General features: G+C 66.8%; 12 protein-coding genes, 1 pseudogene and 1 other annotated feature. Of the genes and pseudogenes, 7 read left to right on the forward strand and 6 right to left on the reverse strand.

Annotation, left to right across the window (positions count from 1 at the left end; genetic code table 11):
- The first annotated feature begins 29 nt into the window (after positions 1–29).
- The 4 genes from EJF31_RS15735 to folE are packed head-to-tail and all read left to right on the forward strand — an operon-like array spanning position 30 to position 4,137.
- Positions 30–2,063 carry a 2-oxoacid:acceptor oxidoreductase subunit alpha gene (locus EJF31_RS15735; protein WP_125038076.1) on the forward strand — a complete coding sequence of 678 codons (2,034 nt, stop codon included), beginning with the start codon at positions 30–32 and terminating at the stop codon, positions 2,061–2,063.
- Positions 2,063–2,359, forward strand: coding sequence for a ferredoxin family protein (locus EJF31_RS15740; protein WP_125038077.1), 297 nt, complete (start codon positions 2,063–2,065; stop codon positions 2,357–2,359). Before EJF31_RS15735 ends, EJF31_RS15740 begins: the two co-directional genes overlap by 1 nt.
- Positions 2,356–3,441 carry a 2-oxoacid:ferredoxin oxidoreductase subunit beta gene (locus EJF31_RS15745; protein ID WP_125038078.1) on the forward strand — a complete coding sequence of 362 codons (1,086 nt, stop codon included), beginning with the start codon at positions 2,356–2,358 and terminating at the stop codon, positions 3,439–3,441. Before EJF31_RS15740 ends, EJF31_RS15745 begins: the two co-directional genes overlap by 4 nt.
- Positions 3,442–3,459: 18 nt before the next feature.
- Complete coding sequence (gene folE / locus EJF31_RS15750; RefSeq protein ID WP_125038079.1) at positions 3,460–4,137, forward strand: GTP cyclohydrolase I FolE; 678 nt, start codon at positions 3,460–3,462, stop codon at positions 4,135–4,137.
- A gap of 343 nt (positions 4,138–4,480) precedes the next feature.
- On the opposite strand, the pseudogene EJF31_RS15760 reads toward folE, so the two are convergent.
- Positions 4,481–5,517, reverse strand: a pseudogene (locus EJF31_RS15760) (IS3 family transposase); the annotation flags it as partial.
- Positions 5,351–5,482 (reverse strand) — a sequence feature (AL1L pseudoknot). It overlaps the preceding pseudogene by 132 nt.
- A 186-nt stretch (positions 5,518–5,703) precedes the next feature.
- Here EJF31_RS15760 and mobF point away from each other — a divergent pair.
- From mobF to EJF31_RS15775, 3 genes are all read left to right on the forward strand, one after another.
- Positions 5,704–7,356, forward strand: coding sequence for a MobF family relaxase (gene mobF, locus EJF31_RS22405; protein ID WP_260430936.1), 1,653 nt, complete (start codon positions 5,704–5,706; stop codon positions 7,354–7,356).
- 582 nt (positions 7,357–7,938) lie between these two features.
- Entirely contained in the window at positions 7,939–8,394 is a 456-nt protein-coding gene (locus EJF31_RS15770) for a carboxymuconolactone decarboxylase family protein (protein WP_221767605.1), read from the forward strand.
- Positions 8,391–9,875: an NAD-dependent succinate-semialdehyde dehydrogenase gene (locus tag EJF31_RS15775; RefSeq protein ID WP_260430902.1), complete on the forward strand. Its 1,485-nt coding sequence runs from the start codon at positions 8,391–8,393 to the stop codon at positions 9,873–9,875. The genes EJF31_RS15770 and EJF31_RS15775 overlap by 4 nt, the downstream gene beginning before the upstream one ends.
- Positions 9,876–9,901: 26 nt before the next feature.
- Here the strand turns inward: EJF31_RS15775 and EJF31_RS15780 are convergent, their stop codons facing one another.
- The 5 genes from EJF31_RS15780 to EJF31_RS15800 form a co-directional block, all read right to left on the reverse strand.
- A complete protein-coding gene (locus EJF31_RS15780) occupies positions 9,902–10,972 on the reverse strand; it encodes a LuxR C-terminal-related transcriptional regulator (RefSeq protein WP_125038082.1) in 1,071 nt (356 codons plus the stop codon).
- A 16-nt stretch (positions 10,973–10,988) separates the two neighbouring features.
- Positions 10,989–12,284 (reverse strand): NAD(P)/FAD-dependent oxidoreductase, encoded by a 1,296-nt coding sequence (locus EJF31_RS15785; RefSeq protein ID WP_185736315.1) that lies wholly within the window; start codon positions 12,282–12,284, stop codon positions 10,989–10,991.
- Entirely contained in the window at positions 12,281–12,649 is a 369-nt protein-coding gene (locus EJF31_RS15790; protein WP_125038084.1) for a cupin domain-containing protein, read from the reverse strand. Before EJF31_RS15790 ends, EJF31_RS15785 begins: the two co-directional genes overlap by 4 nt.
- Positions 12,650–12,702: 53 nt before the next feature.
- Positions 12,703–14,154, reverse strand: a complete 1,452-nt coding sequence (locus EJF31_RS15795) for an aldehyde dehydrogenase family protein (protein ID WP_260430903.1) — start codon at positions 14,152–14,154, stop codon at positions 12,703–12,705.
- A 160-nt stretch (positions 14,155–14,314) separates the two neighbouring features.
- Positions 14,315–16,636 (reverse strand): LuxR C-terminal-related transcriptional regulator, encoded by a 2,322-nt coding sequence (locus tag EJF31_RS15800; RefSeq protein ID WP_185736316.1) that lies wholly within the window; start codon positions 16,634–16,636, stop codon positions 14,315–14,317.
- Between the last annotated feature and the right edge of the window lie 127 nt (positions 16,637–16,763).

The raw sequence follows: 16,763 nt of genomic DNA on the forward strand, positions 1-16,763 counted from the left end.
GCCGCATATGATGCGAACGGGAGCGCAACATGCCTAACCAAGTCAAGCAGCTGGATCGGGTGATCATCCGGTTCGCCGGTGACTCCGGTGATGGCATGCAGCTGACCGGTGACCGGTTCACGCAGGAGTCGGCCGTGTTCGGCAACGACTTGGTGACCCTGCCGAACTTTCCCGCCGAGATCCGCGCTCCTCACGGCACCCTGCCCGGCGTCTCGTCGTTCCAGGTACACTTCGCCGACCACGACATCCTGACGGCCGGCGACCGGCCGGACGTACTGGTGGCGATGAACCCGGCCGCACTGAAGGCCAACGTGGGCGACATGCCTAAAGGCGCGGCGATCATCGTCGACAGCCACGACTTCACCAAGCGCAACCTGGACAAGGCCGGCTACGACTCCAACCCGTTGGACTTCCTGGGTGACGCGAACGACCCGCTCAGCGACTTCCAGGTCCACACCGTCGACCTGACCGGCATGACGGTCGCAGCCGTGGCGGAGTTCGGGCTGTCCCGCAAGGACGCGGCGCGGGCGAAGAACATGTTCGCGCTCGGCCTGCTGTCGTGGATGTACGGCCGCCCGACCGAACCGACCACGAAGTTCTTGGAGAACAAGTTCAAGAAGTCACCCGACATCCTCGGCGCGAACCTGACGGCCTTCAAGGCAGGCTGGAACTTCGGCGAGACCACCGAGACGTTCGTCGTCCGCTACGAGGTCAAGCCTGCCCAGCTGCCGGCGGGCGCCTACCGCAACATCACCGGCAACCTGGCGCTGTCCTACGGCCTGATCGCTGCCGGCGTACGGTCCGGGCTGCCGGTGTTCTTGGGGTCCTACCCGATAACCCCGGCCTCCGACATCCTGCACGAGCTCAGCAAGCACAAGTCGTTCGGCGTGACCACGCTCCAGGCCGAGGACGAGATCGCCGGCATCGGCGCGGCGATCGGCGCGGCCTTCGCCGGATCCCTCGGCGTGACGACGACATCTGGCCCGGGCATCTGCCTGAAGTCCGAGGCGATCGGCCTGGCCGTGATGACCGAACTGCCGCTGCTGGTGATCGACGTGCAGCGCGGCGGGCCCTCGACCGGTCTGCCGACCAAGACCGAGCAGGCCGACCTGCTCCAGGCCATGTACGGCCGCAACGGCGAGGCACCCGTGCCGATCGTCGCACCACAGTCGCCCGGCGACTGCTTCGCGGCGGCGGTGGAGGCAGCCAGGATCGCGATCACCTACCGCACGCCGGTGATGCTGCTCTCCGACGGCTACCTCGCCAACGGCTCCGAGCCCTGGCTAATTCCCTCCGTCGACGACCTCCCGGTCATCGACCCCGCGTTCGAGCCGGCCCCTGCGCTCGACGCCTCTCAGACACCCCCGGCCGGCGCGGACCCTCCCGAAGACAGCGGCTCGCTGGCTTCACACCGCCCTCATCCCGCCAGCCGGGGGAGCCAGCCGTTCCAGCCATATGCTCGGGATCCCGAGACGCTGGCCCGCCCGTGGGCGATCCCCGGGACCCCGGGGCTGGAACACCGCATCGGCGGCCTAGAGAAGCAGGACGGCACCGGCAACATCTCCTACGACCCGGCCAACCACGACTTCATGGTCCGGATCCGCCAGGCGAAGATCGAGGCGATCGCCAAGTCGCTGCCGCCGCTCGAGGTCGACGATCCGAGCGGCGAGGCAAGGGTGCTGGTGATCGGCTGGGGCTCGACGTACGGACCCATCGGCGCGGCCTGCCGCCGCGTCCGCCGCGCCGGCTTCCACGTCGCGCAGACCCACCTGCGCCACCTCAACCCATTCCCGAGCAACCTCGGCGCCATCCTCAAGCGCTACGACAAGGTCCTCGTCCCCGAGATGAACCTCGGCCAGCTCTCCAAGATGCTGCGCGCCGAGTACCTCGTCGACGCGATCGGCTACAACCATGTGTACGGCCTCCCACTGAAGGCTGCCGAGCTCGCCGACGCCGTCGGCCAGCTCGTCGGTCAGGCCGAGGGCATCGACGTTGACCTCGGCGAACACGGACTAAACCCTCCGGCCGACCACGAGGCCAGCCCCGCGGAGGGGTGGCTCTGATGACCTACGTGATCGCCTCAGCCTGCGTGGACGTCAAGGACCGCGCCTGCATCGACGAGTGCCCCACCGACTGCATTTACGAGGGCAAGCGCATGCTCTACATCCATCCCGACGAATGCGTCGACTGCGGAGCCTGCGAACCCGCCTGCCCCGCCGAAGACGTGGAATTCACCCGCATCAACGCCGACCTCTTCACCAGCAGAGGCTCCCCCGGGCGAGCCTCTGGGACCCACGTCGCCGACCATGACCACCCCGACGTCACCAGCCGACCGGTCCCCGAAGGAGTCCAGGCATGAGCGCCATCGATCTGAGCACGCCGTCGCTGCGAACCGGCACCGAGTCGGTGCCGGCAACCGACGGACCGCAGACCGCCAAAGAGTTCACCTCCGACCAGGAGGTCCGCTGGTGCCCCGGCTGCGGCGACTACGCCGTGCTCAAGGCGGTCCAGGGCTTCCTGCCCCAGCTGGGCCTGCGCCGGGAGAACATCGTCTTCGTCTCCGGGATCGGCTGCTCGAGCCGCTTCCCCTACTACCTCGACACCTACGGGATGCACTCGATCCACGGGCGTGCGCCGTCGATCGCGACCGGCATCGCCACCTCCCGCGAGGACCTCTCGGTCTGGGTCGTCACCGGTGACGGCGACGCGCTCTCGATCGGCGGCAACCACCTGATCCACGCGCTGCGCCGCAACGTGAACATGACGATCCTGCTGTTCAACAACCGGATCTACGGCCTCACCAAGGGCCAGTACTCCCCCACCTCCGAGACCGGCAAGGTCACCAAGTCCACCCCCATGGGCTCACTCGACCACCCCTTCAACCCGGTCTCGCTCGCCCTGGGCGCCGAAGGGTCGTTCGTGGCCCGCACCATCGACTCCGACCGCAAGCACCTCACCTCGGTGCTCTCCGCGGCCGCCGCCCACCGCGGCACCTCGTTCGTCGAGATCTACCAGAACTGCCCGATCTTCAACGACGGCGCGTTCGACGCGATCAAGAACAACGACACCAAGGCCGACGCGATCATCCCGCTGGTGCAGGGCGAACCGATCCGGTTCGGAGTGGAGGGCTCCAAGGGCCTGGTCCGCGACCCCGAGACCGGTGGGGTGAGGATCGTCGCGACCAGCGACGTCGGTGAGGGCGAGCTGCTGGTCCACGACGCCCACAACCCCGACCCGTCCACGGCCTTCGCGATCAGCCGGCTCACCGACTCGGGCTACCTCAACCAGTCGCCCATCGGGATCTTCCGCCAGGTCGAGCGACCGACCTACGACGACCTCGCCCGGGCGCAGGTCGACGACGCTAAGGCCAAGGTCGACGGCACGTCGACCGACCGGCTCACGAAGCTGCTCAACGCCGGCGACACCTGGAACGTGAACTGACGATCGAAGGACACTGACATGACCAGGCTCGCAGCACCCCAGACCGGGTCGCCCACCCAGATCACATCGACGGATGCGCCGGTCGAAATCAATCACGCACCCGAACGGGACCCGGCGGCGGTCCCTGCGTTCGACCAGGAGCGTGCCGAGGCTGCCGTCCGCGAGTTGCTCATCGCGATCGGCGAGGACCCCGAGCGCGAGGGCCTGCTCGAGACCCCGGCTCGCGTCGCCCGCGCGTACGCCGAGCTGACCGCGGGCCTCCGCAGCCGGCCCGAGGACGTACACACCACGACCTTCGACCTCGGCCACGACGAGATGGTCCTGGTGCGCGACATCGAGCTCTGGTCGATGTGCGAGCACCACCTGGTGCCGTTCACCGGCGTCGCGCACGTCGGCTACATCCCGGCCGAGAGCGGCAAGATCACCGGCCTCTCCAAGCTCGCCCGCCTGGTCGACGTCTACGCCAAGCGCCCGCAGGTCCAGGAGCGGCTGACGACGCAGATCGCCGACGCACTGATGCGGATCCTCGAGGCCCGCGGCGTGATCGTGGTGATCGAGGCCGAGCATTTCTGCATGACGATGCGCGGCGTGAAGAAGGCCGGTGCGCGCACCATCACCTCGGCGATCCGCGGCAGCATGCACAACGCCGCGACCCGCAACGAGGCGATGAGCCTGATCATGCACGGCACCCGCTGACGCCGATTGGTCCGCCCGTGACGCCGTCACTGACGTCACGCGGGACCTGTTCTCTGCCCGGCCTGCCCTCGACCCAGACGGCGACATCTTTCCCCTCGACGATGGGGCGACCCGGGAGTGACCCGTCTCCGCTCGACGAGGGATGGGGCCGCTCGTACTCCAGGAGCACTCGCCGGCGAAGGTGCGACCGTCGCGCGGTCCGACACCGAGCCAGGACCTCCCACGTGCGCGACCGTTTCGGAGGTCTGAGACGTGGAAGCTGGTCGGATGACACAGCGACCTGCTGAAGATTCAGGCCGAGGAGGGATGCGGCTGATGCGATGAAGACTGAACCGCCCTGGATTCATCGGAGTGTCGGTTGTTTGGCGATCCCCGGGTCGGGGGTCGTCGCATTAGCCTGCCGGTGAAGTGTTTCGAACTTGATCGGTGGCAGGTAGCCGATCGAGGAGTGCAGCCGGGTGGTGTTGTACCAGTGGACCCATCGGGCGACTTGCCACTCCACGGCGGAGCGGTCCTTTCAGGTCGGTCCGCCGTCGTTGATGGCCTCGGTCTTGAACAGTCCGATCGCCGACTCGCACAGGGCGTTGTCCAGTGCGTCGCCGACGGTGCCGATCGACCCGGCGATGGCGGCCTCGATCAGCTCGGCGGTGAACGCCACGGACGTGTATTGACTCCCGGCATCGGAGTGGTGCACCAACCCGGTCGCGGTCCACTCGGTGTGGCCGATGTGGTGGCGCTGCCGCACGTCGAGGGCCTGGCGGAACGCGTCGAGGACCAGCCGGGTCTCCTTTGAGCCGCTGACCCGCCAGCCGAGTACGCGGCGGGAGAACACGTCGACGATGAAGGCGACGTAGCAGAACCCGGTCAGGGTCCACACATAGGAGAAGTCGGCCACCCACAGCTGGTCGGTCCCGGCCGGGACGTCCCAGCCGCGTTGGACCAGGTCGGGATGCCGCGCGGCGGTCGTGTCGCGCCGCGTGGTGGTGGTGCGGTGCCGGCCACGGACCGCGCCGCTGATCCCTGCGATGCCCATCAGCCGGGCGACCTGGTCCCGACCGACATCGGTCCCGGCATGGCGGGCGGCCTTGTGGAGCTTGCGGGCGCCGTAGACGCCCCAGTTCTCGGCATGCAGGGTGACCAACGCGTTGACCAGGTAAGCCTCCTCGAGCTCGGCGACGGTGACCGACCGGCGACGGCGCTCGTAGTAGGTGGAAGGGGCGATCGAGACACCGTGCTCGGACAACACGGCACAGATCGGCTCGACGCCGAATCGAGACCTGTAGGCCTCGATGTAGTCGACGATCACTTGAGTCGGCGGTCGAGCTCCGCCTGAGCGAAAAACGCCGCAGAGGTCTTGAGGATCTCGTTGGCCCGTTCCAGCTACGGCCACGGAGAGGTCACGCAATACCGACATATGTGATACGCCGATGACCGGCTCGATGGCACGCGTCGAGAGACCGGCCTCACCAGAGTGCTCACTAGCCATCACACCTCATGCACTGTCGGAACTGGTGATGGCTAAAGCGTCCGGATCTTGCACTGCTCGAGTTGCTAGTCCCGGTCGTGATGGGGGTACACAAGCTGACGGCGGGCGACGGATACACGTACTTGACGCGTCAGGTGGCGGCGCACGATGCGACGGACCGCGGGCACAGCGGCCTGGGCGACTACTACTCGGAGAAGGGCGAATCCCCGGGGCGTTGGTGGGGCGCGGGACTCGCCACTCTGGGGACCGGCGTCGGCGAGGAGGTCGGCGAGCGACAGATGCGGAATCTGTTCGGCGAGGGCCGCCACCCGAATGCCGAAAGGATTGAGAGCACCGCGCTGGACGCGGGTCAAAGCGTTGTATCGGCGGCGCGATCTGCTCGTCTGGGGAGGACCTTCGCGGTCTACCGGGGCAACGCTCCGGAGTTCATGCAGGAGGTGGCGCGAAGGTTCAGCAGCTACAACGCACAGCATGGCCAGCGCTGGTCAGCTGCTCTTCCCGTCGCGGTTCGGGCGGAGATCCGGACTCGAGTCGCTGACGAGATGTTCGTTCGCGACTACCGTCGCCGACCACTCGATGATCGTGAGCGTGCTGGCTTCCTCGCCCAGGCATCTCGTCAGCAAACGAAGGCAGTCGCGGGCTACGACCTGACCTTCACTCCCGTGAAGTCGGTGTCGACGCTGTGGGCACTCGCGGATAGGGAGATAGCGAAGCAGATCGAAGACGCCCACCATTCCGCGGTCGAGCGCACCCTCGCCTACCTCGAGAAGGAAGTCCTGTTCACGCGCCGTGGTCGCGGTGGGATCGAACAGGTCAACGCGACGGGGGCCCTTGCCACCGTATTCACACACCGCGACAGCCGCGCCGGCAACCCGAACATCCATTCCCACGTGGCACTGAGCAACAAGGTTCAGGCCGAGGACGACGGCAAGTGGTTGGCTGTCGACGGTCGGGTTCTGTTCAAGGCGAACGTCACGCTGTCGGAGATGTACAACACACTCCTTGAGGCCGAGTTGGTCGCCCGCCTGGGTCTTCGTTTCGCCCGGCGGGACGCGCCTAATCCGGGTGGGGACAGCAAGCGGGCGGTGCGCGAGGTTGTCGGGGTCGACGAACGAATCGCCGTTGCCTGGTCACGTCGAGCCGCGGCGATCGAGGGGCGGCGGCGGGAGCTTGCGGTCGAGTTCCAGACCGCGCATGGTCGCCCGCCGACCGCTGTGGAGTCCATTGCTCTGGCACAGCAGGCGAACCTCGAGACCCGCCAAGGTAAGCACGCGCCTCGGTCCGAAGCCGACCAACGTGCGATCTGGCGGGCCGAGGCTGCCTCTGTGTTTGGATCCGAGCGGGCGATCGCCGAGATGGTGGGCACCGTGCTCGGCGTAGCGGCCGGGACTCAGGACGTCACCATGGCGGAGGGCAAGGATCGGGGCGAACTGCTCTTCACGACCACCGGCGGCGCCCAGCTCCACCGGACGGCGACAGTGCGCGCGGTCCACTGGCACCGGACCAGTCACGGTCGCCGCATCCACGACCTGCGTCACACCGCAGCCTGCCTCTGGCTGTCCCGCGGTGTCGATCCAGGAACGGTCCAGGCGTGGATGGGGCACGAGTCCATCGCGACCACAAACCTCTACCTGCACTTCCTCGGCACCGGCGCCCATCGAGTGGGTCTGGAGCTGCTGAATCTGACTCGGGGGGCCGCCGGGGGGCCATCTCGCGATGCCACTGGCGAATGACATCGCCGGGTTCGTCGCCTTCGAGCGCTGTTTGCGCTGGTCAGGGTGGGATTCCAAGTGGAGCCGCCTGTCAGAATCGAACTGACGACCTTCTCATTACGAGCGGCTGGCACCAGCGACTTGTACCCGTTGGTGAGCGGCGATCACGGTTGAGAACGCTGACCTCGGGTTTCCAAATTTAAATCTGGGGGGCCGCCGGGGGGACACGATTTCGGGTGAAACATCGAAGCAGTACCCGTCGGTGTCGTTGGCTGGAGCCAGACTAGTTCGAGCTTGCCGCGGACTTTCTGCGGACCATAAAGGAGCCACTGTGCCGTCGCACCTCCGGCTGCTGAGCAGGCCAAGCCATTCCGACTTCCCGCTTGCTCGCTAGGCCGGTGACCGACGCGGGCCGGCCTCGCCCATGGACCCCCCTGCGGTTCCGGCCTCGGAATCAGCAGACCTCGCGCCGACGGCGAGATCGTCACGGGAGACGACTCCCTGCGTGCGCTATTCAAGAACAAGTCGCGTTCGCCGAATGCATTCGCCGAATGACCTCGATCGGGTGACACGGGCGGCGGCCAAGCACGCGAGCCTGAGTTGGTGCACGACGGACGTTTGGACCTTAGCAACCCGACTCGCGACGGCGGGACCCAGGACGAGTCCCCTGATGACGTGGTCTATGTCGAAGACATGGTCCGCCGCCGTGGCTATGCGCTGATGTATCACCGCGTCCTGGCCAAGCAAGACCTTCCAGTCCTTAAAGCGGCGGACAACCTGGTTTCTGCTGCCTATCTAGAGACGCGGACCCTGGATCGAATGACGAAAGAGCTACTCTTTGTCCTGAGTTTGACGGTGCTTCGCGCGGACCCGGCTCACATTGCAGTTCACATCCGCGTCGCGCTCGAAGTTGGAGCGACCCCGACTGAGGTGCTCGAGGCCATTGAGATCGCGCTTCCCGAGGCCGGAGTGGTTGCGTTTCAGCATGGATTCGAGGTCTGGCGCGACGTGGTCGACGCCGACGGAGTTGTCCTTGAATCCGATGAGTCAGCACCGTGACCCACCTGATCCAAGACCTCATGGGCTCAGTCGGTGAGTTGGTGGAGACCAGTTCGGTTCGAGCCTTCATCAACGGGCAGTGGGTGAACGCCGCCAACTCGTTCGAGGTCGACGACCCCTCTTCCGGGGCGACCATCGCCTCCGTCGCGAACTGCGGCCTCAACGAAGCAGACGCCGCCGTGGACGCAGCGTCGGGGGCGGGCCGCGCCTGGGCCCCATTGAGTCCGTTGCAGCGAGCAGACCTTCTCCACCGAACCTATGCACTGATGATGCGTGACGAGGATCGGCTGGCTGACCTCATCGCGCTAGAGAACGGCAAGAGCCGCTCAGACGCTGCAGCCGAAGTGCGGTATGCGGCTCAGTTCTTCCGCTGGAATGCAGAGGAAGCCGTCCGGATCGAGGGGCACTACGCGATCGCGCCCAACGGTCTGTCTCGTACCGTTGTCAGCCGCACACCGGTTGGCGTCGCTGCCCTCGTCACGCCTTGGAACTTCCCCGCGGCGATGCCCGCACGCAAGGTCGCGCCAGCGTTGGCGGCTGGCTGCACGGTCGTACTCAAGCCGGCTGCTGAGACTCCGCTGACGGCGATCGCCATGGTAGAGCTGCTCGTCGAGGCCGGCGTGCCGGCTGGTGTCGTGAACGTCGTGACCACAGTTGACGCAGCCGACGTCGTGGATCGGTGGCTGAGTGACTCCCGCGTGAGGAAGTTGTCGTTCACCGGCTCGACGCCCGTCGGAAGGAGCCTGCTTCGCACGGCGGCGGGGAGGGTGCTCAACTGCTCCATGGAACTTGGCGGGGCCGCCCCGTTCGTGGTGCTTCCTGACGCCGATCTCGGACACGCGGTCCGAGACGCGGTGATCGCCAAGTTCCGGGGTGGCGGGCAGGCGTGCACGGCCGCGAACAGCTTCCACGTTCACGCCTCCGTCGCGGAGGAGTTCGTCGACCGCTTGGCGTCCGAGGTCGGACGGCTGACCGTGGGCCCGAGTCGCAGCGGGGCCGCCGTAGGTCCGCTGATCTCGGCTCGGGCGGTGACTCGATTGACGAAGACGGTCGACGACGCCGTGACGCATGGTGCGCAGATCGTGGCTCGTGGCGACCTGCCTGGCGATTGCTCCGGCTACTTCTTCCCACCGACCGTGCTCACCGACGTCGCGCCTAGCTCGTCGCTCGCGACCGAGGAACTGTTCGGACCTGTGGCTCCGGTCCTGATCTGGGACGACACTGACGAACTGGTGGCAAGGCTCAACCGGTCGGAATACGGGCTGGCCGCCTACGTCCAGTCCAGGGACATCGCCGCGGGGATGAAGTTCGCGGACCGGATCGACGCCGGGATGGTCGCGGTGAATCGCGGCGTGCTGTCCGACCCGGCGGCCCCGTTCGGCGGGATGAAGCAGAGCGGGCTCGGGCGCGAGGGCGCTCAGCACGGGCTGCACGAGTTCACCGAGATCAAGTACCTCAGCGTCGATTGGAGTCAGGACTAGCGGGCAGCAAGCGCCACCCAGGCGCGTCAGTCGAGGACGGGCCCTGAGTCGTGGCTCTGGCCGGCAGACGAGGCCCAGGTGAGCTGGATCAGCTCAGCACGGTTGGAGACATCGGTCTTGGCGTAGATGCGCTTGAGATGCTGCTTGACCGTGTTCTCGGAGATGAACGCACGCTCGGCGATCTCCCGGGTGGTAAGCCCTTCACTGACCAGCTCCACGATCTGCTGCTCTCGTCGGGTCAGCACGTCCCACGTCGGGAGCGTCCGGGGGGAGGTCTGGGCAGCGCGCTCGTAGAGCAGAGTCGCGCTCGCGCGGGTCGCGTCTGCGAGGCGGTAGGTCTTCACGACCAACTGCCTACCGCCACCAGTGCTGATCGTCTGGGTCTGAACACGCTTGCCCTCGGTGGTGAAGGCGCGGGTGGCGTCGAGAATCGCTCTCGACAGGCCGTCGGCGATGTTGAGCCGCCCGTCCAGGTCCTTGGAGAGGCGGCAGGAGTCGGCTGCTGCGCGGTTCTGGAAGACGACGCGGCCGTCCCAGTCGGTAATGATCACCGGCTGGGACAGCCGCTCGATGGTGAACTCGAGCGCTCGGCTGCGCTGTGCCGACATCTCGTAGCGGACGGTTCGCTCGATGGCTCTGCCCAGGTGCTTGGCGACCCTCTCAGCGGCGGCCGTGTCGGCGAGGGTGAACGGCTGGTGCGCCAGATCACGAGCGAAGTTGATCGTGCCGAACAGGTAGCCGGATGTGACGACAGGTGCCTCGAGGGAGTGGCCGTAGCCGGCGACCCCTAGGGCATGCCTGGCCCCGCAGTCATGCCATCGATCCCCAGGGAGCCGGGACGAGTCGATTGCAGTGCCGCTCATCAGAACGTGTTCGAGGACCGGGTCGTCGACGCGGCCGTAGCGCTCGTACTCGTCCAGGAAGTCGCCAGTGGAGTGCACACGGACGTCGAGAACCTGCTGTGACGTCCGGTCCAGCTGGTAGAGCCCGACGGCGTTCGCGTCGATGACACCTTGGACGCTGTCCAGGTAGGCGTCGGCCACCTCGGCCCGGGTGAGGGCCGATTGGAGTTCGAGGGCGAAGGTCTCTGCACTCACTGGCGCTCCCTTGTGGTCAGCGCTCGCCGGCGAGCGCCGCGGCGTCCCGCCCGGCCCGGATGCCGGTGTTGATGGCTCCGTCGATGAGCGCGTAGGACCCGCTGGCCAGGTCTGCCCCGGCGAGCAGGACGCGTCCGTCGCGCGACGTCACGGCGTCGAGCTGGGAGCGGAGCTGACCGGGGGCCGGGACTGCCCAGGTGCCGAGAAACATGTCATCGGCCGTCCAGTTGTGGTTCGCGACCTCGACGACCTCGGCGTCCGGCAGCCAGCTGCGCAGCACCTTCTGCACTTCTTCGGTCGAGGTTGTGTCTAGTGCGGACGCGTCGGGTCCGAACCCCACCGCGATGTGGTCACCATCAATCGGTCGGTCGTACTGCACGAGAACCAACGGGCTCCCCTCGGGCGCGAACGCCATGTACGGGGTGCGGTTCCCGCGGATGCGGCAGATGACCTTCAGCCCACGCGAGATGACGCCGGCCCTGGCGATCTGATCGAACTCGGGCCGGGCGGGCTCGAACTTGATCCTGGACAGCACGTTGATCGGGACGGCGACCACGACTGCGCCGGCCCGCGCGACCGAGCCGTCGCTGAGGGTGATCTCAACGTGGTCGTCCCGCTCGACGACCGAGGTGGCCGAGATGCCGGTGCGGATGTCTCCGCGGATGTCGGAGACCATGCCGTCGACCAGACCACGAGTACCGCCGATGATCTTGTAGCGGGAGATGACGTCGAGCATCAATTGCCAGTCCCAACCCGCCAGGGCCAGCCATCGCAGCGCGATGGTGAGACCCGCTTCGTCGAGGGGCGCCTGGCAGGCAGCCGCCCAGAAGGAGGAGGTCATGTCCCTCTCCTGATTGCTCATCTCGACGTCGGCCAGGAACTCGCCGAGCGACAACTTGTCGTAATCGAAAGCACTGGACGAGAAGGCGGGGTCTTGCGGCCGGGGGTAGGCATCCCTGGCGACGGCGGCGAGCGCGCTCATCCCCTTGTCCATGAGACCGAAGACCTCGTCCTCGTTGCCCTCCCTGACCTCGGTTTCGTCGAGGTAAAGCAGTTGCTCCGGCGGTGTGAACTCCTCGATCTGGAGGCCATACCGGGCCACCTCGGCCCACACGTTGGGCTGCAGCCAGTGCACGTCGGTACCGCCCATCTCGATGCGGGTCCCGAGCGCGTCGGTGGTCCAGGTACGGCCGCCGAGGCGATCGAGGGCCTCGACCAGCAGGACGCTCTTGCCGAGGTTGCCGGCCTCGCGGGCAGCGGACAGCCCGGCGAAGCCGCCGCCGATCACGACGACGTCGTAGTGGGTGCTCACGCGCCTGCCTCCTCGGTCTCGATCTCGACGGAGAACTTGCGGAACGGTGCATGGAAGGTCCAAGTGGACTCACTGCCCTGGCGGAAGTAGGCGGAGTCGCCAGCTCGCAGGACGGTGCGCTGCCCGGTCTTGGACTCGATGTGAACCTCGCCCTCGATGACCCAGATGTACTCGTCGGTCTCGAAGAGGTAGGGAACGGGGGTCCGGTCTGGGTACTCGCGGGGCTGGACGCGGAAGACCCCGGCCCGGACGCCGGCGCGGCCGATGAGCTCGGAGAGCTCGCCGGTCTCCGCGCCCTCGACGAGGAAGGGCTTGTAGCCTGCGTCGAGGGCTTCGGCGTCGAGGACAGTCTGTTCGGTGCTCATTGCTGGATGGTCCCTTTGGGAGTCGTGGGGTGGGTTGCGCCGACGGCGGGCCGTCACTGGTAGGGGTAGATGCGGCGGCCGTGGTTGACCGAGATCCACTGGGTGGTGGTCAGCTCGTCGATGCTCGACTGGCCGTTGAGCCGGCCGATGCCGGAGTGCTTCTCGCCGCCGAAGGGGACGATCGGCTCGTCGGCGATGGTCGTGTCGTTGACGTGGACCATGCCGGTGTGGATGCGCTTGGCGATGCGCACTCCGCGGGCCAGGTCCTTCGTGTGGACTGCGCCGCTCAGGCCGTACTCGGTGTCGTTGGCCATCGCGATGGCTTCGTCGTCGCTGTCGAACTCCATGACCAGGACGACAGGCCCGAACAGCTCGCCACGAGCGATGTCGTCGCTGACGCTGACACCTTCGAGCACGACCGGGGGTACCACGTTGCCCTGGGTCGTCCCGCGGAGGAGCGCCTCAGCGCCAGCGCTGAGGGCGGCGTCGACCTGCTGCTCGAGGGCGACGACCTGGCGGTTGTTGATGAGCGGACCGACGATGGTGGTCGGGTCCGACGGGTCCCCGCTGGACAGGGCAGCGACCTTGGCGACGAACTTCTCCTTGAACTGGGCCGCGACGCTGGAGTGGACCATGATCCGGTTGGCCGACATGCAGATCTGGCCCTGATGGGTGAAACGGCTGAAGACGGCCGCGTCGACGGCGTAGTCCAGGTCCGCGTCGTCGCAGACGATGAACGCGCTGTTGCCACCGAGCTCGAGGATGGCCTTCTTGAAATGCTTGGCGGCAACCTCGCCGACGTGGCGCCCGACGGCGCTCGAGCCGGTGAAGGCGAGAACCCGCGGGACGGGGTGCTCGAGGAAGTAGTCGCCGATGACCGGGATCTCGGTGACGGTCACGTTGAGCAGGCCTGCGGGGAGACCCGCCTCCTCGAAGATCTCCGCCAGCAGCGTGCCGCCGGTCATGGGGGTGTCCTCGTGGGGCTTGACGACGACCCCGTTGCCGGTGGCGAGGGCAGGCGCTACGCACTTCATGGTGAGGAAGAACGGGAAATTGAACGGGCTGATGACGCCGACCACGCCAACCGGCTTGCGGTAAACGAAGTTCTCGGTGTCGTCGACCGGCGAGGGCAGGATCATGCCCTCGATGCGCAGAGGGAGGGTGGCGGCCTCCTTGAGTGCATCGATCACGAGGCCGATCTCGAAACCAGCCTTGAGGGCGGTGCCGCCGACCTCGGCGATGATGAGCTGGGTGATCTCCCCAAAGCGCTCGCCCACGATTCGGGCAGCGTTCTCGAACACGGTCCGCTTGGCGTAGGCGTTGGTGGCCGCCCACGCCAACTGGGCCTCTTCGGAGGCGCGGTACGCCTGGTCGACGTCGGAGGTCGTGGCGACGGTGAACTCGCCCAGGACCTCGCCGTTGAAGGGGTTGCGGTCGACCAGGGTCTTCTCGCCAGTTCCGCTACGCCACTGTCCAGCGATGTGCTGCTGTGCGAGCTTTGCCATGTCCATCTGGGGCCACCTCTCGACGTTGGGCGCCAGACTCTTCGAGTCGGCGCGATTGGTCACCGACGCTGCCACTGGACGGGACGACGTACGTCCGTAGATCTACTGAATTCGGCTACGGAAGTGTGCCCGGTGTCACATCAGTAGTTGGCGCGGTCGGTCAGCGCTCACGGCTGAGCATCCAAGCGACGACCTGGGTCCGGTTGGGCAGGTTCAGTTTGGTGAGAATGTGGTCGACGTGGCTCTCGGCTGTGCGCGGTGAGATGGTCAGCGCTTCGGCGATCTCGCGGTTGCTCAGTCCGCGTGCAACCAGCACGGCGACCTCGTGTTCTCGCGTCGTCAGCGGCGACGGAGCTGCTGATGAATGCTTTTCGCTGGAGCGGTCGAGCGCCTGTTGCTTGACTGTGTCGCTGGCAATGGCGTCCACCGTTAGCGCTATGCCGGACGCATACGCCGTAGCGAAGGCCTCGGATGTCTGGCCGTGGCGTGTTGCGCTCAGGCAATGGTCGCGATGCTCAGACAGCCCGCTGAAGCCGGAGAAGCCTCCTCCGAGTTGGCGCCAACGTCGATCGGCTGCGCCGAAGAGTCTAGCTGCCTGCGCGAAGTCGTCCTGGCTCGACGCGCACCAGGCGAGGAGCTCGATGCAGTGGGTGACCAGGAGCTGGTCCGGAGATGCCTCAAGGGCGGCGAGGGCCGCTGCTCTGGCGCGAGCGAACGACTTCTGGACCCAAGCGTCGACACCTAGGGCGTACTCGATGTAGCCGCGCCACATGACGTCCTCGGTCTCGTCACTCACTGCGAGGCCTCGGACCCCGAGCTCGTTGGCGCGGACGGAGTCACCGTGGAGCGCGGACAGCAGGACCGACACGCCGATGGCGTCCATGAACATCACCCGGGCACGCGCGTCGCTGCCTTGCTCGAAGATAGCGAGCGCCTGGTCGAGGCTGTCCGAGGGATCGCCGTTGTGGCCGAGGCCCATCCGGATCATCGCATCCAGCTGCAGGTTGAGCCCGCGGCACAACAGATCGTTGTCGTTCTCGGGTTGACTGGCGGCGGCGATGTCGTGAAGTTTGCGCGCTGACCGCACCTCACCCTGGAGGACGCTGAGATACGAGTTGAAGTAGAGGGCTCGGACTCGCTCGACGGGTGCCGCATCGAGCAGTGGGGCCGCCGCGACGCGACCGAGCACGGCGCGTCCCTCGGTGAGCCGTCCGGTTGCGAACCAGAAGCACCACAGATCGATGGCCATGCGCGCACTCGACTTGACGGTCTCGGGTCGGTTCAGCCCCCAGCCGATGGCTGCAGAGATGTTCGCATAGTCGGACCGGACTTGGCTGAGCAGCCGGATCTGACCTGGGCCTGGCCACCGTTGCGCGTATTCGGCCATCAGGTTGTCGAAGTGGTCGCGGTGTCGGGCGTGCACGTCGTCTGCGTCGTCGAGCTTGGTCGCCCCGTACTCGCGGGTGATCCGGAGAAGCCGGTAACGGCTGTGCCCGGAGATATCGTCGACGACGACGACGGACTGGTCGACGAGCCCGGCGATGGTGTCCAAGAGGTCGGTCTCGTTGAGCGGCGCGCCTCCGCAGACGGCTTCCACGGCTGTCAGGTCGAACGATTCGCGGAAGACGGTCATGCGGGCCCAGAGCGTCTGCTCTTCCGGGGCGCAGAGGTCGAAGGTTCCGGCGACGAGGGAACTCAAGGCCCTGTGACGCGGAGCGATGTTGCGCGTCCCCGCGCGCGGGAAGTCGGTCGAGGTCTCCATGCGGTGGAGGATCTGGGCAACCGATAGCGCTCGCACCCAGGATGCGGCGAGCTCGATAGCCAGTGGCAGGCCGTCCAGTCGCCGGCAGAGTGTGGCAACCGAGAGGGCGTTCTCAGTGGTGAGGTCGAAGTCGGGCCTGACCAAGCGTGCGCGCTCGACGAAGAGCTCGACGGCTTCGTACGGCGCTACTTCCTCGGGGCTCATGCCGGCTTCGGGGAGTTCGAACTCAGTGGGGGGCACTGTGAGGGGCGGGAGGGCAACGACGAGGCCGCCGTCGACGTGGAGGGCGCGCCTGCTGGTTGCCAAGACTGCGAATGTGTCCGAGTGTTCGAGCAGGTCCTGGACGGTGAGGAGACAATCACTGTCGAGAAGTTCACAGCCGTCGAGCACCAACAAGGTGTGCTGGCCTTGGAGGGCCTCCGCCAGCGCCTCGAACGTCGCGGAGCCGGCATCCCGGATACCGATGGCGTCGGCGACCCGCGTCCGGAAGTCAGCAGGCGTGACACAGCCGATGAGGTCGACGGCGACGATGCCATCCTCAAAGTGACCGCGCAGTTGAGGCACGACGTGCGCGGCCAGCCGGGTCTTCCCGACACCGCCGGCTCCGACGAGCCCGACGAAGCGATTGTGGGCGATCAAGTTCAGCGTGTCGATCGTCTCGCGCTGGCGGCCGACGAAGGATGTTGAGTAGCGCGCGAACGAGACGGTGCCGGCGTCCATTCCCACCCCCTGTCCCGCTGCGGGAGTCAACACGTCGGCTCCAATCGGCAGAGAGTCGATGTCTGGCTCGAGCATATGCCCGGCGGCCGGTGTAGCCGTGGAATGGTGCTTGAGCGCTGGCACGTGA

This window comes from Nocardioides sp. LS1 (assembly GCF_003865225.1).
Taxonomy (GTDB): Bacteria; Actinomycetota; Actinomycetes; order Propionibacteriales; family Nocardioidaceae; genus Nocardioides; species Nocardioides ginsengisegetis.

What these genes read in the sequence shown, in the direction of transcription:
- folE (WP_125038079.1), top strand. Translation starts at nt 3,460, where the DNA reads ATGACCAGGCTCGCAGCACCCCAGACCGGGTCGCCCACCCAGATCACA.
- EJF31_RS15740 (WP_125038077.1), top strand. Translation starts at nt 2,063, where the DNA reads ATGACCTACGTGATCGCCTCAGCCTGCGTGGACGTCAAGGACCGCGCC.
- EJF31_RS15790 (WP_125038084.1), bottom strand. Translation starts at nt 12,649, where the DNA reads ATGAGCACCGAACAGACTGTCCTCGACGCCGAAGCCCTCGACGCAGGC.
- mobF (WP_260430936.1), top strand. Translation starts at nt 5,704, where the DNA reads ATGGGGGTACACAAGCTGACGGCGGGCGACGGATACACGTACTTGACG.
- EJF31_RS15800 (WP_185736316.1), bottom strand. Translation starts at nt 16,636, where the DNA reads ATGGACGCCGGCACCGTCTCGTTCGCGCGCTACTCAACATCCTTCGTC.
- EJF31_RS15795 (WP_260430903.1), bottom strand. Translation starts at nt 14,154, where the DNA reads ATGGCAAAGCTCGCACAGCAGCACATCGCTGGACAGTGGCGTAGCGGA.
- EJF31_RS15735 (WP_125038076.1), top strand. Translation starts at nt 30, where the DNA reads ATGCCTAACCAAGTCAAGCAGCTGGATCGGGTGATCATCCGGTTCGCC.
- EJF31_RS15745 (WP_125038078.1), top strand. Translation starts at nt 2,356, where the DNA reads ATGAGCGCCATCGATCTGAGCACGCCGTCGCTGCGAACCGGCACCGAG.